Here is a 20,201-nt window from a genome sequence, read left to right as displayed (position 1 = left end):
GTGTCGGCCAAGTGCGGTCTTCGGCGTGGACAACCATCCGCGCAACCGCGCGGCTCCCCTGCACTCCTCGTGATCGAACCGCCCTCGAGTCGGCGCCGGCACGGCGATTCGGAGGCGGGTCCACACTGCGGTCCAGCTACCGTGGCGTACTGGCCGATCCGCCGCAAAGGCCGGGCAGCATCGAGCTGTGCCGAAACTCATACACGCCGTTTCGATTCTGGCAATCCGGGCCCTGGATACTTTGACGCCGGTTACCGTTTTCGGAGTTAGGAAGTTCGATGAAATCCACGGCACAGCGGCTGGCTCTGATCGGCGTCATCGTCGCGACTTCCCTTGGCCTGGCCTCCTGCTCGCACCTCGGAGCCAGCGAGTCGAACGCGGCGACGGGTTGCGGTTCCGGCGGCCGGGGCTGCGCCGCTGCCATACCGAGCCGCGACGCCCTCGCCCTGCTGAATTCGCTGCGCGTCGCCGACCGCGCACCCAGAACTGGTTACAGCCGTGAGGAATTCGGCCCGCCCTGGTCCGACAACGTGTCGGTGCCCGGCGGCAACAACGGCTGCGACACCCGCAACGACATTCTGCAGCGCGACATGACCGACGTGACGTTCAAGTCGGGCAAGTGCATCGTCGCCACCGGCACGCTCAGCGACCTTTACACCGGCAAGATCATCGACTTCAAGCGCGGTACGAAGACGTCCGACGAGGTGCAGATCGACCATGTGGTCGCGCTCTCGGACGCGTGGCAGACCGGCGCGCAGAAGCTTTCCGCCGACCGCCGCCGCGACCTGGCGAACGATCCGCTGAACCTGGAGGCCGCGGACGGCCCCACCAACCAGGCCAAGAGCGATTCCGACGCGGCCGACTGGCTGCCGCCGAACAAGAGCTTCCACTGCGCCTACGTGACCAGACAGATTCAGGTGAAGGCGGCTTACCAGCTCTGGGTGACCCCGCCCGAGAAAGACGCCATGGTCCGGGTACTGACCACCTGCCCCTGAGCAATAATCTACCGGCCCGCCTTGCCGATCGGTTCCGAAAACACCGAAAGCGCTTGCACCGCGATCAATTCGGAGGGACCGGTCGGCCGCGCTCCGGTGGGTACCCGCGCGAGGGGTGTCCGACGACGGTGTCGCTCTTGGGGCGCAACCGTTTCCCGCCGCGCTGACGGTGCGTTCCCTGCGCGGTGCGCCTGAGCGTCGCGCGTTCACCGCGTTGGCCGCGGCGCCTACCAGGGAGCGCCCTCAGCGGTGCCGACCAGCGGCGAGTTCCTGCCGGTCCAGTGAACCGGCAGGAATTCTCTGCTAAGCCGCCGCGAGTTCGCTGCCTGCGGGCGCGTCCCAGTCGATCCGGTAACGCTGCTCCGGTCCCATGGTCTTCTCCGGATTCATCACCGTCTTGATCATGATCGGCGCGAGCAGCGGCATCACCGTGCGCGCCGCCGGTCCCGGCGTCTTGCTGTGCTTGATCTTCGCCGCCCGCGTACCGGTCAGCCAGCAGGACCGGGACAGGCCTCGGGTGACCACTGGACAGCCGACCAGCCCCATCGATGCCCGTGTCGTGACGGAGAAAACGGACATGAGGCCGGTGCGTCTGAGAGGATCTGGGCCGAATATCGGACGCACCTTCCTCCGACACTTACTCCTAAGGTTGGCGCATGGCGTGGAAACCCACTGAGATCCCGGATCAGACCGGACGCACCTTTGTCATCACCGGCGCCAACGGCGGGCTCGGCGCCGTAACCACCAAGGTCCTCGCGGCCAAAGGCGCGACCGTGATCATGGCCTGCCGAAACACGGCCAAGGCGAAGGAGGTCGCCGACCGCATCGACGGTGATGTACGGGTGGCCGAACTCGACCTGGCCGACCTGGCCTCGGTGCGCAAGTTCGCCCAGTTCGCCCAGGACAATGCCGAATTAGATGTCCTGATCAACAACGCCGGGCTGATGAACCTCCCCTTCTCCCGGACCAAGGACGGTTTCGAAACCCAATGGGGAGTCAACCACCTCGGGCACTTCGCGCTCACCGGGCTGCTGCTGAACCAGATCACCGATCGCGTGGTGACGCTGGCCAGCATCGCGCACAGGCAGACCCCGAAGCTCTGGATCGACGACCTCGACTACAACAACCGCCGCTACCAGCGCAATCTCGCCTATGCGCAAGCCAAGCTGTGCAACCTGATGTTCGCGCGGGAACTGCAACGCAGACTGATGGAGTCCGGGTCCGCCAAGCGCTCCTACGCGGTCCACCCCGGTGTCTGCGCCACCGACCTCTTCACGCACACCGAGACGCCGCTCGACCACATCGCCAAGCCTTTCATCCGCCTGATCGGACATCCCCCCGCAAAGGCGTCACAGTCGACGCTGTTCGCCGCGACCATGCCCGACGCCGACCCCACGGTGTACTGGGGGCCGACCAGACTCTTCGGCACCCGAGGCCCGGTGCGCGCCTCCCCGTCCACCCGCCTGTCGAAGAACACAGACCTCTGGCAGCGGTTGTGGACGGAATCCGAACGACTGACCGGCGTCACCTACTCGTTCTGAACGCCACCGGCGGCGACCGCGTCGCCGAACAACACAAACCCAGCTCTACGGGCTGCGTAGTAGAGCGGGTACCGTGGTGGTCGTGTCCGCCTCACCACACCGCCCGGCACACGATCGCCCGGCACACAACCGCCCGGCCCTCATCGCGCTGGTGGTCGTCGCCGCGCTGGGCTGCCTGGCGCTGGCGTGGTGGCAGTGGGAGCGGTATGAGTCCGTCGGCGGCACCGGCCAGAATCTCGGGTACGCGCTGCAGTGGCCACTGTTCGCGGCGTTCGCCGTCTTCGCCTACTTCCGGTTCGTCCGGCTCGAGCGCGAGGCCGAGGAGGACAACGCCCCCGCCGACACGCGGCGCTCCACCGCCGCGTCCAAACGCGCCGCGACACCGGTTGCGCCCAGAGAGATCCCGGCGGGCCTGCTGCCCGAGCGTCCGAAGGCCGTCCAGGACGAGGACCCGGTGCTCACCGAGTACAACCGATACCTCGCCGAGCTGTACGCCAATGACACCGACACGCAGGTCCGCACAACGGGCCTGCACACCCGCGAGAGGAGCGCCGGTTGAGCACCAGCGAGAATTCCATCGAGACCGCAGTCGCCCCCGCACCGACGGCGAACGCCGCCAAGACCGCCGCCGCCGAGATCGCCTCCGCCAAGATCGCCTCCGCGTTGGTCCGCTACCGCACGCTGGCCTGGATCACCGGTCTCTGGCTGCTGCTGCTCACGGGTGAGATGATCGCCAAGTACGGCTTCGGCGTGCACACTCCGAGCTGGATCGCCGTCGTGCACGGTTGGGTGTATTTCGTCTACCTGGTAGTCACGGCCGATCTCGCGGTCAAGGTGCGCTGGCCGGCCCTGCGCACCATCGGCACGCTGCTCGCCGGCACCATCCCGCTGCTGTCGTTCTTCGTCGAGCACATCAATGCGAAGCAGGTCAAGCAGGCCCTCGCCGGCTGACCGCGATCGGCGGGACCCCGGTCAGCCGGCAAGTCCCGCCAGCGCGGGCACCAACTGGGCCAATGCCCGCCCCCGATGCGAGACCGCGTCTTTCTGGGCGGGCGTCAGCTGAGCGGCGGTGACGGCACCGCCCGCCGGAATGAACAGCGGGTCGTAGCCGAAACCGCCGTCCCCTACCGGCGTCCGCGCGATCGAGCCCGGCCATTCGCCGCGCACCACGATCTCCTCGCCCCCCGGCACCACCAGCGCGCAGGTCGACACGAACCGCCCGCCGCGCCGCTCGTCCGGGACATCGGCGATTTGCGCCAGCAGCAACGCATTGTTGGCGGCGTCGTCCCCGTGACCGCCCGACCAGCGCGCCGACAGCACGCCGGGCATCCCGTTCAACGCGTCCACCTCGAGGCCGGAATCGTCGGCGACGCACGCCAAACCGGTGGCCACGGCACCGTCGCGGGCCTTGGCCAGCGCGTTCTCCGCAAATGTCGCGCCGGTCTCGGGAGCTTCGGCGTAGGGCGGTACGTCATCGAGCCCAACGATCTCGATTCCGGCGACACCCGCCTCGTCGAGGATACGGCGCAGCTCATTCAGTTTCTTGACATTGCGGCTGGCGACCAGCAAACGGCAGGCCATCACTTCTTCTTCGACTCGACCGGCGCCGGAAGCACGCCGGGATACGGCAGCGCCAGCGCCTCCTTCTGCACGACGAACAACTTCTCGCAGCCCGCGAGCGCGGAGTCGAGCAGCTTGTCCAGCGTGGAGCGCGGGAAGGTGGCCCCCTCGCCGGTGCCCTGGATCTCCACCAGCGTGCCGGTATCGGTAGCCACGACATTCATGTCGACCTCGGCGCGCGAATCCTCTTCGTACGGCAGGTCGACGCGCACCCGGCCGTCGACCACCCCGACGCTGACCGCGGCGATCGCGCACGAGAGTGGCTGCGGGTCGGCCAAGGCGCCGGCCGCGCCGAGGTAGGTCACCGCGTCGGCCAGTGCGACGTAGGCGCCGGTGATGGCGGCGGTCCTGGTTCCACCGTCGGCCTGGAGCACATCGCAGTCGATCGCGATGGTGTTCTCGCCGATGGCGGCGAGATCGATACAGGCACGCAGCGAGCGCCCGACCAGCCGGCTGATCTCCTGGGTCCGTCCGCCGATCCTGCCTTTCACCGATTCGCGGCTGCTGCGCGTGTGCGTCGCGGCGGGCAGCATCGCGTATTCGGCGGTGAGCCAGCCCAACCCGGAGTCGCGGCGCCACGACGGCACGCCCTCGGTGACACTCGCGGTGCACATCACCCGCGTCTGCCCGAACTCCACCAGCACTGAACCAGCTGGATGGTTGGTGAATCCGCGGGTGATCCGGACCTCGCGGAGCTCATCGTCCGCCCTGCCATCGGCTCGTCTCGACACGGGCCACAGCCTACTGGGTTCGTTTTGCCGTACCTGCGGCGCGGCGTGTTCGCGGTTCCTTGTAGCTCGCGTCCGAGCGACCGCCGCTGGCGATTTCGTCGCGGACGCGTCGGCCGCTCGGACGCAATCCGGGCCACGAACAGGGGATGCTCGGTCCCGCTACGCTCGAAATCGGACCTGGGCCGAGTGGTTGTGTCGGCGACAACCGCCGGTGGTGAGGCTGTCGCGACTTGTCAGCTACTTCGTCCGCGCCGGACACGAAGTGCGCTCGGGGGTTTGCTGGTGTCCGTGGTGGAAACGCCGATGTGGCGATCAGAGATCGAATGTCTCGCCCGGTGCCACCGCGTGCACCGGTCCGGAGAACTGCGCTTTGGCCTCGGCGATCACGTCCTCGCGGGAAGTCCACGGGGGGATGTGCGTGAGCAGCAGTTCCTTTGCCCCGGCCTCGGCGGCGATCTGACCCGCCTCGGTACCCGAAAGGTGTATGCCGGGCGGGCGATTCGCCGGATCGTGCGTCCAGGACGCTTCGGCCATCAGGATATCGGCGCCCTGGGCGAGTTCGTGGACCTGCGGGCACAGTGCGGTGTCGCCGGTGTAGACGAAGGTGCGCCCGCTCGTGGTATCGATCCGCAGGCCGTAGGACTCCGGCGGGTGATTCATCCGACGCGGGGTGACGGTGTGGCCCGGCCCGAATTCCACCGACTGTCCCTCGGCCCACGGCCGCATGTCGATCACATCGGACCAGTCGTCGCATTCGCCGCCGACCTCGGCAGAGGCGTTGCCGATGCGCAGCGAGGTATCCGAGGGACCCCGCACGATCGCCTTTCCCTCCGGTGGCATGGGATGGTAACGCCGCCATACCAGCAGGCCCGGCAAATCCAGGCAGTGATCGGCGTGCAGATGGGTCAGGAAGATGTCGACCTCACCCGGGTCGGCGTAACGCTGCAGCGCGCCGAGGACTCCCGGACCGAAATCGATGACCGTCGGCGACATGTCCCGGCCGGTCAGCAGGTAGCCCGACGCAGGAGAGTCCGGGCCGGACACACTGCCCGAGCACCCGAGGACGGTAAGGCGCATTCCCTCATGCTGCCACGCGGAATTCCGGCTCACGAAACGATCCCCCACCTCTCACGACGGACCGCGCGTTCACCGCGGCGACGTATTGACTCCGGCTCGATCCCCGCCACGGCGTCGACGTTCATCTCCGGAGAGTACCCAGCCGGCGAGCAGTCCGCCCAACGCCCCGAAAAGATGCCCCTGCCAAGAGATTTCCGGCCGACTGGGCAGAATGCCCCACAGCAGCGAGCCGTAGAGGGCGAGCACCACCAGACCGAGCACGATCTGTCCGGCATTGCGCGCGAACCAGCCGCGCGAGATGAGCAATGTCAGCCAGCCGAATACCAGCGAGGACGCACCGATATGCACGCTGCCCGTCGCTGCGGTGAGCCAGGTGCCGAACCCCGCCACGAGCCAGATGATCGCGGTCGCGGCCAACCCGCGGCCGATGCCGGCCAGCAGGACGAGGAAACCGAGTACGAGCAGCGGGAGCGTATTGCCGATCAGGTGACCCCAGCCATCATGCAGCACCGGCGCGACCAGGATGCCGGTCAGCCCGTCGGCCCGGCGCGGCTCGATACCCGCGTGGTCGAGCCGACCGCCGACCGCGGTATCGACTCCTTCGATGCCGTAGAGCAGCCCGACGAATCCGAGGATCAGCAGCCCGCAGCGCAGCCACAGCCGCTTCAGCGCGGCGAATCCGCCGGCCGGCGTCGGCGCGGGTCGCGTCGGCGACCCCGGCACGCCGTTGGGCTTCGCCCACCGCGCACGGATCGCCGCGATCCGATCGGGGTCGAACGACGGCCCGAGTCCCGCGCCGGTCATGGCCACCTCCTCGCCGCGCGGGGTTTGCGGCCCCGCCTCACCGAGGGTACCGGCGCGGAAGGTGAAATCAGGCCCAGAGCTGGCCGTCGAGCCGCTCCTCCGCCTCCTCGAGCGTGCCGTCGTAGGCACCGGTGGACAGATACTTCCATCCGCCGTCGGCGACCACGAACGCGATGTCGGCACGCGTGCCCGCCCGCACCGCCTTGCGGGCGACGCCGAGCGCGGCGTGCAGGATGGCGCCGGTGGAGATGCCGGCGAAGATCCCTTCTTCCAGGACCAGCTCGCGGGTGCGTTTGACCGCGTCGTACGGACCGACCGAGAAACGGGTCGTCAGGACGGTCTCGTCGTACAGCTCCGGGATGAACCCCTCATCGATATTGCGCAGACCGTAGACCAGCTCGCCGTAACGCGGCTCGGCGGCGACGATCTCGACGCCGGGCACCTTCTCGCGCAGGAAACGGCCGGTGCCCATCAGCGTGCCCGTCGTGCCGAGTCCCGCGACGAAATGCGTGATCTCCGGCAGATCGGCCAGCAGCTCCGGGCCGGTCGTCTCGTAGTGCACCAGCGCGTTCGCCGGGTTGCCGTACTGGTAGAGCATCACCCAGTCCGGGTTCTCCGCCGCGATCTGCTTGGCCAGCGCGACAGCCTGATTGGAGCCGCCCGCCGCGGGGGAATCGATGATCTGCGCACCGAACATGGTGAGCAGCTGCCGCCGCTCCACCGAGGTGTTCTCCGGCATCACGCAGATCAGCCGGTACCCCTTGAGCTTTGCCGCCATGGCCAAGGAGATGCCGGTGTTTCCGCTGGTCGGTTCCAGGATGGTGCATCCGGGGCGCAGCAACCCGTCGGCCTCCGCCTGCTCGATCATGCGCAGCGCCGGCCGATCCTTGATCGAGCCGGTGGGGTTGCGATCCTCCAGCTTCGCCCACAGCCGGACATGGTTCTCGCCGTCCCATTGCGGCGACAGCGTGCGCAGGCCGACCAGCGGGGTGTTGCCGAGGGTCGCGATCAGCGATTCGTAACGCGCCACGGGACCGGTCAGCCTCCGGCGACGGCGGGCAGGATGGTCACGCTCGCCTCCTGGGGCACCTCGGCCTCGAGACCGCCGGCGAAACGCACATCCTCGTCATCGACGTAGATGTTGACGTAGCGGTTGAGCTTGCCGTCCTTGAGCAGACGCTCGGCAATACCGGGATGGTTGGCCTCGAGGTCGTCGATCAGCGCGGACAGCGTGGCGCCCTCGGCCTGCACCCGCTTCTCACCTCCGGTGAGGCCACGCATGATGGTCGGAATGGACACGGTTACCGGCATGGGTACTACTCCTCGATTTCAGGATCAGGCATCGGTCGGGTTGTCATAGGCTCGTCACTCGTCATAGGCATGGACGATCCGCACCGGCTCCTCGGCGACCTCGCCGTCGACGATCCGGTAGCTGCGAAGTTCGTGCTGCTCCGGATCGCGGGTGGAGATCAGCACATAGTGTGCGAACGGCTCGGAGGCATACGACACGTCGGTTCGGCTGGGGTAGGCATCGGTGGCGGTATGGGAGTGGTAGATCACCACCGGTGTCTCGTCCGCCTCATCCATCTCGCGCCACACTTTCAACTGCTCGCCGGAATCGAAGCGGTAGAAAGTGGGCGAGCGCTCAGCGTTGACCATGGCGATGAAGCGCTCCGGCCGGTCGGAGCCCTCCGGCCCCGCGATTACACCGCATGCCTCATCGGGGTGATCGGCGCGCGCGTGCGCCACCATCGCCTCCACAAGGTCGGCCCTGATCACCAGCACGAGTCGCACACCTTTCCAACAACGCCGACCCATCGCAGTCGACAACGAGCCAGGATATTCGGCTATTCCCCGGACCCCATCGGCCGGGTCACACCCACGGGCAGCGGCACGTGGCGTGGGAGCCGCGGCACAGCGGCCGATCAAACAGGGAATATGTCGTGGTACGCCGGGATGCCGGCGACCGCGCGCGCCGAGCGGATCGCGTCGACGACGGCGCGTTCGACGCACACCGCGGCGGCCGTGCAGATCTCGTCCAGGACAAGCAGATCGGCGGGGAAGGCGGGCGGCAGGGGAAGGTCGGCGCCCGCAGCGCCCGCAGCGCCCTCCTCGGCGGTGCCGGTGGCGAGGGCGAAGAGCGTGTCCCCGTCGAGCGGGGAATGCGCGGGACGGATCGCCCTGGCCAGGCCATCGTGCGCGGTGACCGCCACCCGCCGGCAACCGGCCGGGTCGAGCGGGGCGTCCGTCGCCACTACTCCGATCGTGGTGTTGAGCACCGTGCCTTTCACCGGCGGCGCATTGGCGGTCGCCAACTGCTCAGCGGTCGGCATGCGCAGGCCGAAGTAGCCCGGTCCGTCGGTGCCACACCCCCACGGCAAGCCGGTGCGCGGATCGAACACCGAGCCAACGGGATTGGCCACGATCAACGCGGCGACGGTGATCCCGGCCGCGGCGCCGGCACCCAGCACGACGCTCGCGGTGCCCACCCCGCCCTTGAGCGATCCGGCACGCGCGCCGACTCCGGCGCCGACCGACCCGCGGGCGAAGTCGACCGCTGCCGCCTCCGCCGCCCGGTAGCCGAACTCGGCGGTCGGCCGGATGTCCCATGCCCCGACCGGAAGATCGAAGATCACCGCGCCGGGGACGATCGGCACCACCCGGCTCGCGTCGGTGGGGTCCATGACGATGCCGGCGCCGTTCTCCTCCAGCCAGCGCATCACCCCGTCGGCCGCGGCGAGACCGTAGGCACTGCCACCGGTCAGCAGGACCGCGTCGACCTGGCGGACGGTGTTCATCGGATCGAGCAGGTCGGTCTCGCGCGTGCCCGGCCCGCCGCCGCGCACGTCGACCGAGGCCACCGCGCCGCCCGGCACGCGCACGACCGTGCATCCGGTGGCCGCCCCGGCGCCCAGTGTGGCGCCGGGGTCGAGGACGTGGTGGTGACCGACCAATACGCCGGGCACATCGGTGAGCGAATTGTTTTCCCCTGGCTCGGCATTCACCATCTCCACTCCTCACGGCACCAGCGCTGACCGACCGCGCCGATCTTCGCACCGGAGTCGGTCAGGGAGCCAGTGCCTGCAGCAGCGAGTCCTGCATCCAGGTCAGCCAGTGGTACACGTCCAAGTGCGGAGCGCGCGGATCGTCGGAATCGAGATGGTCGGGGGTGTCGGCGTCGATGTTCAGCACTGTGCCGAGCGCGAGCCGCACGTCGGTGAGCGCGGTCAGCCATGCGTCGGCCTGTTCGGGCGTGAGCACGATCTTTCCGCCCGCGTTCGGGACGGTGTCCAGCACCACCGAGCCCGCCGTCAGCTTGGCGTCGATGATGTCGGGCTCGTGCAGGCCGCGCAGCGCGCTGTTGAGGTCGGCGCGCTCGGCGTCCGGTGAGCCCGGCTCGCTGCGATGGAAGTCCGGGAGCAGCCGGCGCAGCCGCGGGTCCTCCGGCGCAACAGTGTTGCCGGACCGCAGACCGGTCAGCGCGGCCAGATCGTCATCGGGCGCGGATGCGGCGCGGTCGGTGAGCAGCCCGGAGACCGCGCCCACCAGCGACCGCAGGACGTTGGCCTCGCGTGCGTCCATTTCGGAACGCAGTTTGAGACCGCTCAGCGAGTTCTTCCTGCTCCACTTACGCACGGCGTCAGAGTATCGCCCGGGTCAGTTGTCCCGTTGCATGGTGGCCCAGAGGCCCGCGGCGTGTAACCGCTGGACATCATGTTCCATCTTGTCCCGGGAACCGGACGAGACCACGGCCTTGCCCTCGTTGTGGACCTTCAGCATCAGCTCGGTCGCCTTCGCTTTGCTGTAGCCGAAGAGCTTCTGGAAAATGTAGGCGACGTAGTGCATGAGATTGACCGGGTCATCCCACACCACGGTCACCCAGGGGCGATCCTCGGCCTCGAGGATCTCGGTGTATTCGACCGCCTCTGGCGTCGCCTGTGCCGCCGACAATGTCGCGTTCGCGGCGCCCATGACGACGTCACCCCGGACTATGTTGCGCAAGGCCATAACGTCAAGAGTACGACTCGACTCCGGATAAACAACACCCACGCAGCCCGGATTCGCGCATGCCCGGTTCACCGGGATGATGCCCGCCGCGGCGGCGTGGCCGTCGTGTCTACAGTGACTGCGTGGACCTGCGAGACCGTGTCGCCAGTACGGCGCTGCTGACCGACCAGTACGAACTGACCATGCTGGCCGCGGCGCTCGCCGACGGTTCGGCGCAGCGGCAGTGCACCTTCGAAGTGTTTGCTAGAAGGTTGCCAAATGGGCGGCGGTACGGCGTGGTCGGCGGCACCGGCAGGGTACTCGACGCGCTGCGGGAGTTCCGTTTCACCGAATCGGAACTCGCCGTCGCCGCGCCGTTCTCCGATCGGCGGACCCTCGATTGGCTGCGTGACTACCGCTTCACCGGCGATATCGACGGCTACGCCGAAGGCGAGCTCTATTTCGCCGGCTCCCCGATCCTCTCCGTGCGTGGCAGCTTCGCCGAATGCGTGGTGCTGGAGACGCTGATCCTGTCGATTCTCAACCACGACAGCGCGATCGCGTCGGCGGCCGCGCGGATGGTGAGCGCCGCCGGAGGCCGCCGGATGATCGAGATGGGCGGTCGGCGCGCCCATGAACTCGCCGCCCCCGACAGTGCCCGTGCCGCCTACCTGGCCGGTTTCGACGCCACCTCGAATCTGGAGGCGGTGCGCCGCTACGCCATTCCGGGCGCGGGTACCAGCGCACACGCGTTCGTTCTGCTGCACAGCGGCCCCGACGGCGCGCACGAGGCCGAGGCGTTCCGCAGCCAGGTGCGCGCGCTCGGCACCGGGACGACATTGCTGGTGGACACCTTCGACATCACCCAGGGCGTGGCGACCGCCATCGAGGTGGCCGGTACCGGGTTGGGCGGCGTCCGGATCGACTCCGGCGATCTCGGCGTGCTGGCCCGCCAGGTGCGCGAACAGCTCGACGCGCTCGGCGCCACCAAGACCCGCATCGTGGTCTCCGGCGATCTCGACGAGTACGCCATCGCCGCGCTGCGCGCCGAACCGGTCGATGCCTACGGCGTCGGCACCGCGCTGGTCACCGGGTCGGGCGCACCGACCGCGGGAATGGTCTACAAACTGGTCGAAGTCGACGGGTTGCCGGTAGCCAAACGCAGCAGTCACAAACAATCGCGTGGGGGGACGAAAAAGGCGATCCGCTTGGCCCGCGATACCGGCACGATCGTCGAGGAGATCATCTATCCCGCGGCCGGGCCCGTGCCGCCGTCGAACGGCTTCCACGCCCGCGAGCTGCTCATCCCGCTGATCCGCGGTGGCGAGCCGGCCGCGGACCTGCCCACGCTGGCCGAGAGCCGTGACCTGGTCGCCCACGGACTGATCAGCCTGCCCTGGGAAGGTCTCAAGCTGTCCGCGGGCGATCCGGCCATCGTGACCACCTTCGTGTGAGCTCAGCGCCGGCGCTCGGCGACGCGGCGCACCAGCAGCAAGCCGGCCCCGAACAGCAGCGCGAACACCACGCCCACGAGCGCGAACCGCACCCACGCGGCAGGTTCGACCGGCCGGTTACCGAGGACGAACGACACCGCGAGATACACGGTGGTGGCGATGATCACACTGACGAACAGCTTTGCGTGACTCATGACGGCCTCCATACTGGGCCCGGCGGACCGGGGGCGGACGAAACAGGCATCCAGTAATCACCGCGCGAAGTAGTGACGTTTACATCGCGGCCACCGGAATTTCCCGCGCGTCGGGTGAACCGGCTGTCGGACCTAGCGGCAGAATCTCGATAGGTAACCAGTCACACCGCGGGAGGTCACCATGACCCGGGCACTGATCATCGTCGACGTCCAGAACGATTTCTGTGAGGGCGGATCGCTCGCGGTCACCGGCGGTGCCGCGGTCGCCGCCAGGATCACCGAGCACCTCGCGGCGACGAATTACAGCATTGTGGTCGCCACCCGCGACCACCACATCGACCCCGGCGCGCACTTCGCCGACCAGCCCGACTACGTGGACAGCTGGCCGCCGCACTGCCGGGTGGGTACCCCCGGCGCCGATTTCCATCCGGCGCTGACCACCGGCCCGATCCAGGAGATCTTCTCGAAGGGCGCGTACACCGCGGCCTATTCCGGTTTCGAGGGCACGTCCGGGGACGGCACCGGCCTGGCCGACTGGCTGCACGACCGCGGTGTGGACGCGGTAGACGTGGTCGGCATCGCCACCGATCACTGCGTGCGCGCCACCGCACTGGACGCGCGGATCGAAGGTTTCGACACCCGCGTCCTGCTCGATCTCACCGCCGGGGTCGCACCCGACACCGTTGCCGCCGCGCTGGACCGCATGCGCGGGGCGGGAGTCGATCTCGAAGGATCCATCAACCGGTAGACCGTCCGGTTCCGCTGACACGCCTGGCCTGTCGGAGGCACCGAGTAGGCTGCTCGCGTGCCCGAACTGCCGCCCGTTTCCGACCTTTTGGCCACCGCCGTGCAGGCGCTCGGCGGGAAGGAGCGGGCCGGGCAGGCGACGATGGCCGCGGCGGTCGACCAGGCGATCGACACCAAGGAGCATCTCGCGGTGCAGGCGGGCACAGGTACCGGCAAGTCGCTGGCGTATCTGGTGCCGAGCGTGCGCCACGCGGTGCGGACCGGTCGCACGGTGGTCGTCTCCACCGCGACGATCGCGTTGCAGCGCCAGCTGGTCGATCGCGATCTGCCCCGGCTGGCCGAGGCGCTGCGCGCGCCGCTGGGCCGGGCCCCGAAGTTCGCGATCCTCAAGGGACGCAACAACTACCTGTGCTTGAACAAGATCAACAGTGCTATTCCGGACGAGCCCGCCGAAGCCGAGCTGTTCGACGCGTTCGCGATCTCCCGGCTGGGACGTGAGGTGCAGCGGCTCAACGATTGGGCCTGCGACACCGAGGCCGGCGACCGCGACGAACTGGCCCCGGGGGTGAGCGACCGCGCCTGGCGACAGGTCAGCGTGTCGTCGCGGGAATGCCTGGGCAAGTCGCGCTGCCCGTTCGGCCAGGACTGCTTCGCCGAGCGCGCCAGGACGGAATCGGCACAGGCCGACGTGGTGGTGACCAATCACGCGCTGCTCGCGATCGACGCGATCAGCGGCATCCAGGTGCTGCCCGAGCACGACGTGGTGGTCATCGACGAGGCGCACGAACTGGTCGACCGGGTGACCGGCGTCGCCACCGCCGAGCTCGCCCCTGCCGCGATCAGCGCGGCCGCACGGCGCTGCGCCAAGCTCATCGACGAGCAGGAGATCGACCGCCTGGAAGGCGCCGCCGAGGCCTGGCACACCGTATTGGACGAGCTGCCCGCCGCGCGCTGGGACAGCCTGCCCGACGGTGTCGCCCCCGCGCTGGCCCTGGTCCGGGATGCGGCGTGGAACGCGCGCACAGCCCTCGCGCCGCCGGGCGCCACCACCGCGCAGGGCGATCCGGAGAGCGCCGCGGCCCGCAATCTGGCGGTGGCGGCGATCGATGAGGTGCACGACAGCGCGGTCCGTGCGCTGACCGCGTTCGACGAACCCGATCCGGCCGCCCGGCGCGACGTCATCTGGTTGGCGGCCGACGACGTTCGCGGCGTCACGCGCCGGGCGTTGCGGATGGCCCCGCTTTCCGTCGGCGGCCTGTTGCGCAGCAGGCTCTTCGGCACCGCGACCGTCGTGCTGACCTCGGCCACGTTGCAGATCGGCGGCTCGTTCGACGGGCTCGCGACCACCTGGGGTCTGCCCGCGCAATCGGGTAACCGCACCGACCCGGCCACCGCGAACGGAGCCGAAGCGCCGTCGGACGCGGGTACCGTCCGCTGGAACTCGCTCGATGTCGGCTCGCCGTTCGACCACGCCAAGTCCGGCATCCTCTACGTCGCAAAACACCTGCCCGCCCCCGGCCGCGATGGTCTGGCGCCCGCGTACCTGGATGAGATCGAGCGGCTGATCACGGCAGCGGGCGGACGCACCCTCGGCCTGTTCTCCTCGATGCGCGCGGCCCGCGCCGCCGCGGACGCGTTGCGCGATCGGTTGCCGACGCCCGTGCTGTGCCAGGGCGAGGATGCTACGGGCGCGCTGGTCGGTAAGTTCGCCGACGATCCGGAAACCTCGCTGTTCGGCACGCTATCGCTGTGGCAAGGTGTCGACGTGCCGGGACCTTCGTTGAGCCTGGTGATCCTCGACCGCATCCCGTTCCCGCGCCCGGACGACCCGCTACTGGCGGCCAGGCAGCGCGCGGTGGAATCGCGCGGTGGAAACGGATTCATGACGGTAGCCGCCAGCCATGCCGCGCTCCTGCTGGCCCAGGGCACCGGACGCCTGCTGCGTAGCGTCGATGATCGCGGCGTGGTCGCCATCCTCGATTCCCGCCTGGCCACCGCCCGCTACGGCGGATACCTGCGCGCGTCGCTGCCGCCCTACTGGGAGACCGCCGATCCCGATGTCGTGGTCAACGCGTTGCGCCGACTGGCCGCTGCCGCGACGGTGTGATGCCGAGCACCTTCGCCGGGCACCTGACGTGGCCACAAACGCACGCGGCGCGGTGATCCGAGATCACCGCGCCGCGCTATAACCGGTAGCTCAGAGCACCGACTTCAGGATCAGGACGAAGACGCCGGATACGACCCCGAGGATCACTGCCGCGACGCCCCACACGAATCCCTGACGCCCCCACGGACGCCCGGCGTCCAACGAGATCTTGCCGGGACCGGTGAAGGCCAGTCCCACAGCGGCCGTCGCGAACAGCAAGCCCACCTCGTATCCCTTGCCGGTCAGCAACCCGCCGCTCCAGGTGAGGTTGATCGCGTTGATCATGGTGCCGAGCACCGCAGCGGCGGCCAGCGGCGTCAGCAGACCGAGCAGCAGCAGCAGGCCACCGCCGAGTTCGGTCAGGCCGGCCAGCGTCCCGAAGAGCTTGCCCGGGTTGTAGCCCATCTGGTCGAAGGCGGCGGCATTGGCCGACCAGCCAGGGCCGCCCCACCAGCCGAAGAGTTTCTGTGCGCCGTGTGCGGCGAGCAAGCCGCCGAAGACGACTCGCACGATCAGCAAGCCGATGTCGGAGGAGATTTCATCCAACCGAGTGTTCTCGTCGGTGCCTGTGAGTACGGATTTGATGGTCATGCTGGTCCTCATCCCTGCAATGTTGTTCCCGGACAGGTTTCCCACAATAACCGGACTGCGGTCCGATTGCTGCTCGAAGGGCTCAACAGTCCAACCCCTCGGACTATTCCACGGTCCGGTCGGTGGGATGGTTCAGCACGAAAGCGAGCAGGACGTTACTCCGCGAGGAAGAAGAAGTAGCCGAGGCGCACCACCGTCAGCGCCGGATGGCCGAGTGCACTTCCTCGAGCCGGCACCCGCCACCATGACCACCGGGCACAGCAACATGCCCATCGCGAGGCCATTGGCAATCGAGCAGGTCAGCGGCATCATCACGATGGTGACGAACACGGGAACCGAGTACTCGACCCGGTTCCCGTCGATCCGGCCGAGCGCGGGCCATCAGGATGCCGGCCACGGTCAGCGCGAGCGCGGCGACCTCCGCGAAACCCGCCACCACGGCGCAGATCGGATGGCGCGACATTCGGACAACGTGACCACCGCCACGCGATCTACGCGCTGGGCGCGGACACCAGACCGAATTCGGCGTCGGAGGCCAGCAGGTCGCTGTGCGGCAGGACGCGCACCGTGTAGCCGACGGCGCCGGACAGTGGGAGCGGGGTTTCGACGGCGAATAGTTCGGCGCCGGCATCCGACCCGCTGTGCGTCATCGGGACCGTCGTGACATCGGAGAGGTCGTCGGTGGCCGAGACCCGTCCGAGCACCGCCTGCACCACCACGTCCGAAACGCTCAACCCGCCGAGCTCGACCCGCGCGGTCAACGACAGCCGCGCTCCGATGATCGGCGTGTCCGGCAGTCCCGCACTGTCCACCTGGATCACCTTGACCGACGGCCACGCCGACTCCACCCGGTGTCGATACTCGGCGATGGCGCGGGCGACCGCGAAGTCGTCGGCCACCGCGCGCTGGTAGGCCGCGGCGGCGGGGGCGTAGTACTGCACCGCGTAGTCCCGGACCATCCGCGAGGCCAGCACCTTGGGCCCCAAGGTTTGCAGGGTGTGCCGGACCATCTCGACCCATCGCACCGGCATCCCCGACGCGTCGCGATCGTAGAAGCGGGGCGCGACGGTGCGCTCGAAAAGGTCGTAGAGCGCGGCGGCCTCCAGGTCGTCGCGGCGTTGCTCGTCGCGGACGCCGTCCGCGGTGGGAATGGCCCAACCGTTCTCGCCGTCGTACATCTCGTCCCACCAGCCGTCTCGGATGGACAGGTTGAGTCCGCCGTTCAGCGCGGACTTCATGCCGGAGGTACCGCACGCCTCCAACGGACGCAACGGGTTGTTCAGCCAGACGTCGCAACCCCAGTACAGGAAGCGAGCCATCGACATGTCGTAGTCCGGCAAGAAGACGATCCGGTGCCGCACCTCGGGATCGTCGGCGAAGCGGACCACCTGCTGAATGAGCGCCTTGCCGCCGTCGTCGGCCGGGTGGCTCTTGCCCGCCACCACCATCTGCATCGGCCGGCGCGGGTCCAGCAGCAGGGCGCGCAATCGCTGCGGGTCGCGCAGCATCAGGGTGAGGCGTTTGTAGGTCGGCACCCGGCGGGCGAACCCCACGGTCAGCACGTTCGGGTCGAAAACCCCGTTGATCCAGCCCAGTTCGGCCTCCGCCGCGCCGCGCTCCAGCCAGGACGCGCGCAATCGGCGGCGCACCTCGTCGACCAGGATGCCGCGCAGGGTGTTCCGCGTCGACCACAACTCACCGAGATCGACGTCGCGCAACCGTTCCCAGCCGCGCGCCTCCTCGACCAGCTTCGCGCCGATGTGCTCGCGCGCCTTGTCCACCCATTCCCGCGCGGCCCAGGTGGTGGCGTGCACTCCGTTGGTGACCGACCCGATCGGCACCTCAGCGGGGTCGAAGCCGGGCCACAGCGAGGCGAACATAGACCGGCTGACCTCGCCGTGCAGCCGCGAGACGCCATTGGCGTGCTGCGCGAGCCGAAGACCCATATGCGCCATATTGAAGACAGAAGGATCGGCTTCCCGGCCCAGCGCCACGATCCGGTCCACGGAAAGTCCGGGCAGCAGAGCGGACTCGGATTCGCCGTGCGCACCGCCGAAGTAGCGGCGAACCATCGGCATCGGGAACCGATCGATGCCCGCCGGCACCGGGGTGTGCGTGGTGAACACCGTGCCCGCCCGCACCGCGCCCAGCGCGGCATCGAAATCCTTTCCCGCCGCGACGAACTCCCGGATTCGCTCGACCCCGAGGAAGCCCGCGTGGCCTTCGTTCATGTGGAACACGTCGGGATCGGGCAACCCTTCCGCCGTCGTGTAAGCGCGTACCGCGCGCACGCCGCCGACGCCGGCCAGGATCTCCTGCCGGATCCGGTGTTCCTGGTCGCCGCCGTAGAGGCGGTCGGTGACCGCGCGCAGTTCCGGATCGTTCTCGGCGATGTCCGAGTCGAGCAGTAGCAGCGGAACCCGGCCGACCTGTGCGATCCATACCCGCGCGCGCAGCACCCGGCCCTCCGGCATGGCCACGTGAATGAGCACCGGCGAACCACCGGAGGTGAGCGCGCGTAGCGGAAGGCCCTGCGGGTCCAGCGCGGGATAGTGCTCGGCTTGCCAGCCGTCCGCGGACAACGACTGCCGGAAGTACCCGGAGCGGTACAGCAGCCCCACACCGATCAGCGGCAATCCCAGATCCGACGCCGCCTTCAGGTGATCACCGGCCAGAATTCCCAGCCCACCGGAGTAGTTGGGCAGCACCTCGGTAACCCCGAACTCCATCGAGAAGTAGGCGATGCCGCGCACCTCCTCCCCCGCGCGCCGCTGGAACCAGCCCGGCGCCGCCAGGTAATCGCGCAGGTCCGCCGCAGCGGCGTCCACACGAGCGAGGTAATCCGGGTCGGCGGCAAGTTCGTCCAACCGCGCGGCGGGCACCTCGCCCAGCATCCGGACCGGATCATGCCCGATCTCCTGCCACCGCCGCGGCTCCAACGCGGCGAACAGATCCTGCGTCGGCGGATGCCACGACCAGCGCAAGTTGGTGGCGAGCTCACCCAGGGCCGTCAAACGCTCGGGCAAATGGGCACGGACGGTGAAACGACGCAATGCCTTCATTGGGTAGAACCTACACGGGACCGGGGCGATCCACCGTGTCGGCATCCTGACCAAATGAAGCTCCGACCTGCGCGTTTCGCTGGATATCCGGCGGTAGCGCAGCCCGCGGCGAAGCCGGATGACCGCCGCTACCGGCACGGAGCGTGCCGTGTGATGCCCATCGACGGGTTCGCCGCGGACTGCGCCCACCTGCCATCCGGGCATCGTCGAATTCGGGCGCCGTCAATTCGGGCATCGCTAGTTCGGGGGCGTCGCCACGGCCAACATCCCGCTATCCGATCGAGACCTGCCAGCGGTTGTGAACTCGGGACCGCTGGGCAAACCCAGAAGCTGTGCGGACCATCCGGCCGCAGCAACCGAATCAGTCCGGGAGTGATCAAGATGTGGACAACAGCACACCCGATTCGCGCCCGCAAACCTTTCCTGTCGCGGGCCGGTATAGGCATCACGGGAATCGGAGCCCTCGCGACCGCACTCGTACTTGCGGCGCCCAACGCCGGAGCAGCAGTCACATCGGTCAGCGCGGCCCAGGGAATGACCTTTGGCGTCGCGAACTACGGCACCAATTGCGAGTATCGCGTGACGGCCATGATGGACAGCAGTCAGTCCTCCGACCCGGTCATGTTCACCGACAGCGCCGCCGGAACTTTCTCGCCGAACCCCGCGCAGGTAACCGGCAACCAGGCCACCACAGTCTGGACGCCGACCGCAAACGGACAGCACACCATCTCCGCGACGCAAGGAATGACGACGACGCAAGGTATGTCGGCGACGCAGGGAATGACGTCCACAACAACGGCTGTCCCGGTCAGCACGCCGATGATGACGGTCGGCAACGGGATCAACCTGGGCGTCGCGTGCCTGGTGCTGCCGTAAGCGCCGAGCAGCGGTGCCGCCGCGAGCGAGCCGAATGCGGCCATTCCGATGGCCGCTCAGGCTGAGCAACCGGGACCAACGCTCGCCCTGAACGGCTCACTCACCCGCACCCGTCGGCGGTGCGGCGGCAGCGCCTCGTGCCCCGGGACGGGCACCTGGCCGCGCCGGAGGCGGATCAGGCGAGTCGAACGTGCGCTCGCCTCGATTCCCGGCGCTCTGGGTCTCGGCCTCGCCACGGCCGTACGCCGAACTGAGCAACCTCACCTCGGCCTGTTCCAGCCGCCGACCGCCGACGGACCGGGATACCTGGAGCCCGAACGCGCCCTCGCCGCGATCCGGCTCGCCAATCCACCGCACCGCCCGCACACCGCCCCGG

At 68.6% G+C, this 20,201-nt stretch carries 22 protein-coding genes; 8 read left to right on the top strand and 14 right to left on the bottom strand.

Annotated features, from left to right (window positions below):
- Window positions 1–278 precede the first annotated feature (278 nt).
- A complete protein-coding gene (locus tag ACT86A_RS00165; RefSeq protein WP_445089890.1) occupies window positions 279–995 on the top strand; it encodes an HNH endonuclease family protein in 717 nt (238 codons plus the stop codon).
- Between the two features lie 303 nt (window positions 996–1,298).
- On the opposite strand, the gene ACT86A_RS00160 is transcribed toward ACT86A_RS00165, so the two are convergent.
- Window positions 1,299–1,574 carry a hypothetical protein gene (locus ACT86A_RS00160; RefSeq protein ID WP_445089889.1) on the bottom strand — a complete coding sequence of 92 codons (276 nt, stop codon included), beginning with the start codon at window positions 1,572–1,574 and terminating at the stop codon, window positions 1,299–1,301.
- Window positions 1,575–1,651: 77 nt separating this feature from the next.
- Here ACT86A_RS00160 and ACT86A_RS00155 point away from each other — a divergent pair, with 77 nt between their 5' ends.
- The 3 genes from ACT86A_RS00155 to ACT86A_RS00145 all read left to right on the top strand — a co-directional run bounded on the left by ACT86A_RS00155 (window position 1,652) and on the right by ACT86A_RS00145 (window position 3,487).
- Complete coding sequence (locus ACT86A_RS00155) at window positions 1,652–2,536, top strand: oxidoreductase (RefSeq protein ID WP_445089888.1); 885 nt, start codon at window positions 1,652–1,654, stop codon at window positions 2,534–2,536.
- Window positions 2,537–2,612: 76 nt separating this feature from the next.
- Window positions 2,613–3,095 (top strand): transcriptional regulator, encoded by a 483-nt coding sequence (locus ACT86A_RS00150; protein WP_445090299.1) that lies wholly within the window; start codon window positions 2,613–2,615, stop codon window positions 3,093–3,095.
- A 77-nt stretch (window positions 3,096–3,172) separates the two neighbouring features.
- Window positions 3,173–3,487, top strand: coding sequence for a DUF3817 domain-containing protein (locus ACT86A_RS00145; RefSeq protein ID WP_445090298.1), 315 nt, complete (start codon window positions 3,173–3,175; stop codon window positions 3,485–3,487).
- Window positions 3,488–3,508: 21 nt separating this feature from the next.
- Here ACT86A_RS00145 and ACT86A_RS00140 read toward each other — a convergent pair whose 3' ends face one another.
- From ACT86A_RS00140 to clpS, 10 genes are all read right to left on the bottom strand, one after another.
- Entirely contained in the window at window positions 3,509–4,117 is a 609-nt protein-coding gene (locus ACT86A_RS00140) for a non-canonical purine NTP pyrophosphatase (protein WP_445089887.1), read from the bottom strand.
- Window positions 4,117–4,887: a ribonuclease PH gene (gene rph, locus ACT86A_RS00135; protein ID WP_445089886.1), complete on the bottom strand. Its 771-nt coding sequence runs from the start codon at window positions 4,885–4,887 to the stop codon at window positions 4,117–4,119. Before rph ends, ACT86A_RS00140 begins: the two co-directional genes overlap by 1 nt.
- A gap of 312 nt (window positions 4,888–5,199) precedes the next feature.
- Window positions 5,200–5,964 (bottom strand): cyclic nucleotide-degrading phosphodiesterase, encoded by a 765-nt coding sequence (locus ACT86A_RS00130; protein ID WP_445089885.1) that lies wholly within the window; start codon window positions 5,962–5,964, stop codon window positions 5,200–5,202.
- Window positions 5,965–6,033: 69 nt separating this feature from the next.
- On the bottom strand, window positions 6,034–6,768 hold the full coding sequence (locus tag ACT86A_RS00125; protein WP_445089884.1) for a rhomboid family intramembrane serine protease: 735 nt from the start codon (window positions 6,766–6,768) through the stop codon (window positions 6,034–6,036).
- Window positions 6,769–6,835: 67 nt separating this feature from the next.
- Entirely contained in the window at window positions 6,836–7,798 is a 963-nt protein-coding gene (locus tag ACT86A_RS00120; RefSeq protein ID WP_445089883.1) for a PLP-dependent cysteine synthase family protein, read from the bottom strand.
- 8 nt (window positions 7,799–7,806) lie between these two features.
- The gene (locus ACT86A_RS00115) at window positions 7,807–8,079 is read right to left on the bottom strand and encodes a MoaD/ThiS family protein (RefSeq protein WP_445089882.1); all 273 of its coding nucleotides are present in this window, start codon (window positions 8,077–8,079) and stop codon (window positions 7,807–7,809) included.
- 54 nt (window positions 8,080–8,133) lie between these two features.
- Entirely contained in the window at window positions 8,134–8,553 is a 420-nt protein-coding gene (locus ACT86A_RS00110) for a M67 family metallopeptidase (protein ID WP_445089881.1), read from the bottom strand.
- 140 nt (window positions 8,554–8,693) lie between these two features.
- A complete protein-coding gene (locus tag ACT86A_RS00105) occupies window positions 8,694–9,776 on the bottom strand; it encodes a P1 family peptidase (protein ID WP_445089880.1) in 1,083 nt (360 codons plus the stop codon).
- 58 nt (window positions 9,777–9,834) lie between these two features.
- Window positions 9,835–10,404, bottom strand: coding sequence for an oxidative stress transcriptional regulator AosR (gene aosR, locus ACT86A_RS00100; RefSeq protein ID WP_445089879.1), 570 nt, complete (start codon window positions 10,402–10,404; stop codon window positions 9,835–9,837).
- Window positions 10,405–10,425: 21 nt separating this feature from the next.
- Window positions 10,426–10,776 carry an ATP-dependent Clp protease adapter ClpS gene (clpS, locus tag ACT86A_RS00095; RefSeq protein ID WP_445089878.1) on the bottom strand — a complete coding sequence of 117 codons (351 nt, stop codon included), beginning with the start codon at window positions 10,774–10,776 and terminating at the stop codon, window positions 10,426–10,428.
- Between the two features lie 122 nt (window positions 10,777–10,898).
- Here clpS and ACT86A_RS00090 point away from each other — a divergent pair, with 122 nt between their 5' ends.
- Window positions 10,899–12,209, top strand: coding sequence for a nicotinate phosphoribosyltransferase (locus ACT86A_RS00090; protein ID WP_445089877.1), 1,311 nt, complete (start codon window positions 10,899–10,901; stop codon window positions 12,207–12,209).
- Window positions 12,210–12,211: 2 nt separating this feature from the next.
- Here the strand turns inward: ACT86A_RS00090 and ACT86A_RS00085 are convergent, their stop codons facing one another.
- Entirely contained in the window at window positions 12,212–12,403 is a 192-nt protein-coding gene (locus tag ACT86A_RS00085; RefSeq protein ID WP_445089876.1) for a hypothetical protein, read from the bottom strand.
- A 181-nt stretch (window positions 12,404–12,584) separates the two neighbouring features.
- On the opposite strand from ACT86A_RS00085, the gene ACT86A_RS00080 reads away from it, so the two are divergent.
- On the top strand, window positions 12,585–13,151 hold the full coding sequence (locus ACT86A_RS00080) for an isochorismatase family protein (protein ID WP_445089875.1): 567 nt from the start codon (window positions 12,585–12,587) through the stop codon (window positions 13,149–13,151).
- A 57-nt stretch (window positions 13,152–13,208) separates the two neighbouring features.
- On the top strand, window positions 13,209–15,257 hold the full coding sequence (locus tag ACT86A_RS00075; protein ID WP_445089874.1) for an ATP-dependent DNA helicase: 2,049 nt from the start codon (window positions 13,209–13,211) through the stop codon (window positions 15,255–15,257).
- A 90-nt stretch (window positions 15,258–15,347) separates the two neighbouring features.
- Here ACT86A_RS00075 and ACT86A_RS00070 read toward each other — a convergent pair whose 3' ends face one another.
- Window positions 15,348–15,887, bottom strand: coding sequence for a DoxX family protein (locus tag ACT86A_RS00070; protein WP_445089873.1), 540 nt, complete (start codon window positions 15,885–15,887; stop codon window positions 15,348–15,350).
- Window positions 15,888–16,378: 491 nt separating this feature from the next.
- A complete protein-coding gene (glgP, locus tag ACT86A_RS00065; protein ID WP_445089872.1) occupies window positions 16,379–18,949 on the bottom strand; it encodes an alpha-glucan family phosphorylase in 2,571 nt (856 codons plus the stop codon).
- 372 nt (window positions 18,950–19,321) lie between these two features.
- Between glgP and ACT86A_RS00060 the strand changes: the two genes are divergently transcribed.
- Window positions 19,322–19,825 carry a hypothetical protein gene (locus ACT86A_RS00060; protein WP_445089871.1) on the top strand — a complete coding sequence of 168 codons (504 nt, stop codon included), beginning with the start codon at window positions 19,322–19,324 and terminating at the stop codon, window positions 19,823–19,825.
- Window positions 19,826–20,201: the final 376 nt, after the last annotated feature.

It is taken from the genome of Nocardia glycosmidis (assembly GCF_052545115.1).
The sequence above is the reverse complement of the archived record's forward strand: the minus strand, read 5'-3'. Positions and strand labels throughout refer to the sequence as shown.

What these genes read in the sequence shown, in the direction of transcription:
- ACT86A_RS00160 (WP_445089889.1), bottom strand. Translation starts at nt 1,574, where the DNA reads ATGTCCGTTTTCTCCGTCACGACACGGGCATCGATGGGGCTGGTCGGC.
- clpS (WP_445089878.1), bottom strand. Translation starts at nt 10,776, where the DNA reads ATGGCCTTGCGCAACATAGTCCGGGGTGACGTCGTCATGGGCGCCGCG.
- ACT86A_RS00070 (WP_445089873.1), bottom strand. Translation starts at nt 15,887, where the DNA reads ATGACCATCAAATCCGTACTCACAGGCACCGACGAGAACACTCGGTTG.
- ACT86A_RS00085 (WP_445089876.1), bottom strand. Translation starts at nt 12,403, where the DNA reads ATGAGTCACGCAAAGCTGTTCGTCAGTGTGATCATCGCCACCACCGTG.
- ACT86A_RS00165 (WP_445089890.1), top strand. Translation starts at nt 279, where the DNA reads ATGAAATCCACGGCACAGCGGCTGGCTCTGATCGGCGTCATCGTCGCG.
- ACT86A_RS00105 (WP_445089880.1), bottom strand. Translation starts at nt 9,776, where the DNA reads ATGGTGAATGCCGAGCCAGGGGAAAACAATTCGCTCACCGATGTGCCC.
- ACT86A_RS00115 (WP_445089882.1), bottom strand. Translation starts at nt 8,079, where the DNA reads ATGCCGGTAACCGTGTCCATTCCGACCATCATGCGTGGCCTCACCGGA.
- ACT86A_RS00080 (WP_445089875.1), top strand. Translation starts at nt 12,585, where the DNA reads ATGACCCGGGCACTGATCATCGTCGACGTCCAGAACGATTTCTGTGAG.
- ACT86A_RS00130 (WP_445089885.1), bottom strand. Translation starts at nt 5,964, where the DNA reads ATGCGCCTTACCGTCCTCGGGTGCTCGGGCAGTGTGTCCGGCCCGGAC.
- glgP (WP_445089872.1), bottom strand. Translation starts at nt 18,949, where the DNA reads ATGAAGGCATTGCGTCGTTTCACCGTCCGTGCCCATTTGCCCGAGCGT.
- ACT86A_RS00125 (WP_445089884.1), bottom strand. Translation starts at nt 6,768, where the DNA reads ATGACCGGCGCGGGACTCGGGCCGTCGTTCGACCCCGATCGGATCGCG.
- ACT86A_RS00140 (WP_445089887.1), bottom strand. Translation starts at nt 4,117, where the DNA reads ATGGCCTGCCGTTTGCTGGTCGCCAGCCGCAATGTCAAGAAACTGAAT.
- ACT86A_RS00155 (WP_445089888.1), top strand. Translation starts at nt 1,652, where the DNA reads ATGGCGTGGAAACCCACTGAGATCCCGGATCAGACCGGACGCACCTTT.